The following is a 4643-nucleotide window of genomic DNA, read 5'->3' on the forward strand; positions in this document are numbered from 1 at the left end:
GGCTCGAGGGTGGCCGGTTCACCCGAGCCGATTCACCCGAGTAGATTCACCCCAGTAGACGACTGATCTGGGTCTGCCGCGCCCGGTCGGCGGTGGTGTCGTCGATGGCCTCGGGCTCGAACGGCCGGCCCGTGGCGGCCTGTGCGGCCCAGCCGATCAGCGCGTCGGCCACGCGCGGGTTGGCCGGCAGCACCGGACCGTGCAGGTACGTGCCGATGACGTGACCGGCAATCGCGCCCTCGCCGCGGTCCTGGCCGTTGTTGCCGTGCCCGTGCTGCACCCGACCCAGCGGCCGCGCGCCCGAGGCGAGCTGCGTCGCTCCGGAGTGGTTCTCGTACCCGACGATCTGCCCGAACTCGGTGTCGAGCACGACCGGGCCGATCATGCGGGTGGCGCCGCCGAGGGTCTCGAGGTCGAAGATGCCCAGGCCGGGGACCGTGGCGCCGCCGACGGTGACGAAGTGGCGACCGAAGAGCTGGTACATGCCGCAGACCATGAGCATGGGCACGCCGTCGTCGGCCAGGCCGCGCAGCCGGTCGGCGTTGGCCGCGAGGTCCTCTCCGATGCGGACCTGGCCCGAGTCCTGCCCGCCGCCGCCGACGACGAGGTGCGTGTCGGCCGCGATCTCGTCACCGGGGTGGTGCTGGCGCACGACCGGCGCGTAGCCGTGCCGACGGATCCGTGCGGCCAGGCAGCGGGTGTTGCCGAGGTCGCCGTAGATGCTCATCTCGCGCGGGTAGAGGTGCACGATGTTGATGACACCCTTGCCCTCGTGACCGGGCCGGGCGGGCTGGTCGGAGCGCTCGGGCTCACCGAAGATCTGCAGGTCACGCGGGTCGTGCGTTTCGGCAGTGGTCATTGGGCGTCCTCCCCGAACTCCGGCAGGTCGTAGCGGTCGGCGAGCACGCGGCGCATCGCCATCATCGTCGTGTACGAGCAGAAGATGCGCTTGGGCTGGTCGCGGTGCTCGGCCAGGAAGCGATCGAGGGCGCGGTTGAGGTCGGGCTCGACCGCGCCGACGGTGACATCGTCGTACTCGAGGCGCAGCGCCATGTCCCACGCCCGTAGGCCGGAGGTCAGGGCCACGCCGTTCGCGCGCAGCGACTCGAAGTTGACGTCGTAGAGCCACGACACGTCGCGCCCGTCGGCGTCGAGGTCGTTGATCGTGATCATCGTCGCGACCGGAGCCTCGTCGTGCTCGGCGGCGTAGGTGCCCAGCGCGACCGTGAAGCCGGCCGGGTTCTTGACGAGGACGAGCTCCAGCGGATTGCCGTCGACGTCGATGACCTCACCACGGCCGAACGGCGGCGCCATGGCCTGCAGGGCCGCCTTGGCCGTGGCCGACACGAAGTGGTCGCCCAGCAGGGTGCGGGCCATGGCGGTGGCTGCGGTCGCGTTGATCATCGCGGCCAGACCACGCTGGTGGAGTTCGAGGGGGCCGACGCGGCCGCCCTCGCCGCGGCGGCCGAAGAGCATCTCGAAGCGGCGGGCGTCGAGGGGTGTGAGGAAGGCGTCGGTCGGGCCGGTCGACGGCGGCGCGACGTCGGTGGCGTCGCGCAGGTCCTGCTCCTGCAGTTCGCCGAGGCGTTCCTTGGCGGAGTCGTCAAGACCGAACCAGCCCACGCGGACCCCGTCGGCCAGCCCATCGGCGATCCGCGAGATGTAGGAATCGTCGACGTTGAGCACGACGCCGCGGGTGGCCTGGCCGGCCAGGCGCGCGAGGAGTTGCGCGGTGTGGTCGATCTCGGCGAACCGGTCGAGCTGGTCGCGGGCGACGTTGAGCAGCAGCGCGTCGGTCGGGGCCACCGCGTCGGCGAAGCGCAGTGCGTGGGCCTCGTCGAGTTCGAGCACGGCGAGGTCGGCGTGCAGGCGGCCGCCCAGGGGAAGTTCGCCGAGCATCGCGGAGATGACGCCGCGGGTGAAGTTCGAGCCGGTCGGGTTGGTGAAGACGACCTTGCCGTGGGCCCGCAGGATCGCGACGAGCATCTTGGTCGTCGTCGTCTTGCCGTTCGTGCCGGAGACGACGACGATCCCGCCGCGCACCTCGGCCAAGGCGTTGCGCAGGAAGGCCGGGTCGACCCGTTCGGCGACGAGCCCGGGGAACGCCGATCCGCCCCCACCGCGCAGACGAGTCGCGACACGGGCGGCCTTGCCGGCAATGACGGCGGCGGTGGTCCTCAGCACCGGGACAGCCTAACCGCGTCGTGTTGCCGGCGTGTGTACCGCGGCATCCGCTCGGCGGCAGGTCGCGGCGTCACGCGTCGCCGAGGGTCTCTCCGGCCTCGCGGGCGGCGATCTCGGCGTTGACGTCGCTGGCGTACCGCCCGGAGCGTTCCTGCGGGCTCATGTCGCCGATGGCGTCCATGGTCGCGTCGGTGATGGCGCGCAGCAGCTTGGCCTTCGTGAACTGCGCCTGCAGCGAGGCGACGTCGATGGCCGGCCCGAACCGCACCGTGACCTTCGCTCGGTGGATGCCCTTCTCGTCGGGGCCCTGGACGTCGGCGGTGCCGGTGATCGCACACGGGATGATCGGCGCTCCGGTCGCGATCGCGATGCGGGCGATGCCGGTGCGGCCGCGGTGCAGGCGACCGTCGCGCGAGCGCGTGCCCTCGGGGTAGATGCCGAACGCGCCGCCGGCGCGCAGGACCTCCTCGGCGAGTTCGAGGGAGCGCACCGCCGCGCGCGGATCGGCACGGTCGACCGGGATCGCGCCCATGCCGCCGAACCACAGGCGGTTGATCGCGCCCATGACGCCGGTGCCGGTGAAGTACTCGGCCTTGGCGATGAACCGCACCGGGCGGCGTGCGGCGATCGGGATGACGATGCTGTCCAGGTACGACTGGTGATTGCTGGCGATCATCGCCGGGCCGGTCGCGGGAACGTGCTCGTGCCCTTCGACGGTCAACCGGGTGAAGGCGCTGAACGCCGGGCCGACGACGATGCGCCGCAGGAAGTTCTCGGTGCGCGGCATGGGCTCCGGCAGACTCGGGGCGGCGGGCTGGGACAACGCGGACTCCTCACGGCGGCGGACGGGCGCCACTGTAGCGAGGACGCGCACCCAACGAGGGCCTCACCCACGCCTCGAACCCGGGAACCACACGCGCGGGCGGGCGTCGGGGATAGGGTCAGCATGTGACCGACGCGCCCGATACCCCCCGCCCCGACGCGCCCGAGATCGACGCGCCCGCCAACGACGCTCCCGCGATCGACGCCCCCGAGGCCAACGCACCCACCGCGCCCGATGAGCCGGCCAAGCCCACCTTCGCCGACCTCGGCCTCGACGAGCGACTCCTGAAGTCGCTGCGCGACATCGGGTACGAACACCCCTCCCCGATCCAGGCGGCGACGATCCCGGCGCTGCTTGAGGGGCGGGACGTCGTCGGGTTGGCGCAGACCGGTACCGGCAAGACGGCCGCGTTCGCGCTGCCGATCCTCAGCCGCCTCGACCCGAAGCAGAAGACGCCGCAGGCGCTCGTGCTCGCCCCGACGCGTGAGTTGGCGTTGCAGGTCTGTGAGGCGTTCGAGAGCTACGCCGGGCACCTCAAGGGCATCCACGTGCTGCCGGTCTACGGCGGTCAGGCGTACGGAGTGCAGCTCAGCGCGTTGCGTCGCGGCGTGCACGTCGTCGTGGGCACGCCTGGCCGGATCATGGACCACCTCGAACGCGGCACGCTCGACCTGAGCGAGCTTCGGTTCCTCGTGCTCGACGAGGCTGACGAGATGCTCAAGATGGGCTTCGCCGAGGACGTCGAGACGATCCTGGCGGAGACGCCGGCGGAAAAGCAGGTCGCGCTGTTCTCCGCGACGATGCCGACGTCGATCCGTCGTATCAGCGCACAGCACCTCAACGACCCGGTCGAGGTCACGGTCAAGGCCTCGACGCAGACATCGCCCAACATCACGCAGCGCTACCTCATCGTGTCGTTCCCGCAGAAGGTCGATGCCCTCACGCGCATCCTCGAGGTCGAGAACTTCGAGGCGATGATCGTCTTCGTCCGCACGAAGAACGACACCGAGACCCTCGCCGAGAAGCTGCGGGCGCGCGGCTTCTCGGCGGCGGCGATCAACGGTGACATCGCCCAGACTCAGCGTGAGCGCACGGTCAACCAGCTCAAGTCGGGCAAGCTCGACATCCTCGTCGCCACCGACGTCGCAGCGCGCGGGCTCGACGTCGAACGCATCAGCCACGTCGTCAACTTCGACCTGCCGCTGGACACCGAGTCGTACGTGCACCGCATCGGTCGCACGGGTCGCGCCGGGCGCAGCGGAGATGCGATCTCGTTCGTCACCCCGCGCGAGCGGCGGCTGCTCGGGGCGATCGAGAAGGCGACGAAGCAGAAGCTGACGCCGATGAGCCTGCCGTCGGTCGAGGACATCAACGCCACCCGCCTGACGCGCTTCGACGCCGCGATCACCGAGGCGCTCGGTCATGAGCAGCTCGACTTCTTCCGCGACGTCATCGGTCACTACGTCAAGGAGTTCGACGTCCCCGAGGCGGACGTCGCGGCGGCCCTGGCGATCGTCATGCAGGGCGATGAGCCGATGCTCATGGAGCCCGAGCCGGAGCGCCCGGCTCGGCGGTTCGACGACCGGCCGGAGCGCGGCCGGGGCCGGGAGCGCGACGACCGGGGCGATCGCGGTCG

The 4643-nt window shown here is 71.0% G+C and carries 4 protein-coding genes; 1 reads left to right on the top strand and 3 read right to left on the bottom strand.

Annotated elements, in window-relative coordinates:
* Positions 1–46: 46 nt before the first annotated feature.
* From KD1_RS12555 to KD1_RS12565, 3 genes are all read right to left on the bottom strand, one after another.
* Positions 47–859 (bottom strand): type 1 glutamine amidotransferase, encoded by an 813-nt coding sequence (locus KD1_RS12555; RefSeq protein WP_083542445.1) that lies wholly within the window; start codon positions 857–859, stop codon positions 47–49.
* Positions 856–2184: a Mur ligase family protein gene (locus KD1_RS12560; RefSeq protein ID WP_068402409.1), complete on the bottom strand. Its 1329-nt coding sequence runs from the start codon at positions 2182–2184 to the stop codon at positions 856–858. The genes KD1_RS12555 and KD1_RS12560 overlap by 4 nt, the downstream gene beginning before the upstream one ends.
* A gap of 70 nt (positions 2185–2254) precedes the next feature.
* The gene (locus KD1_RS12565) at positions 2255–3007 is read right to left on the bottom strand and encodes a lysophospholipid acyltransferase family protein (protein ID WP_245627401.1); all 753 of its coding nucleotides are present in this window, start codon (positions 3005–3007) and stop codon (positions 2255–2257) included.
* Positions 3008–3204: 197 nt separating this feature from the next.
* Between KD1_RS12565 and KD1_RS12570 the strand changes: the two genes are divergently transcribed.
* The coding region (locus KD1_RS12570; RefSeq protein ID WP_068402415.1) for a DEAD/DEAH box helicase at positions 3205–4643 on the top strand (1439 nt) is incomplete at its 3' end.

The sequence above is a fragment of the Kribbia dieselivorans NBRC 106261 genome (genome assembly GCF_001552435.1).
GTDB lineage: Bacteria > Actinomycetota > Actinomycetes > Actinomycetales > Dermatophilaceae > Kribbia > Kribbia dieselivorans.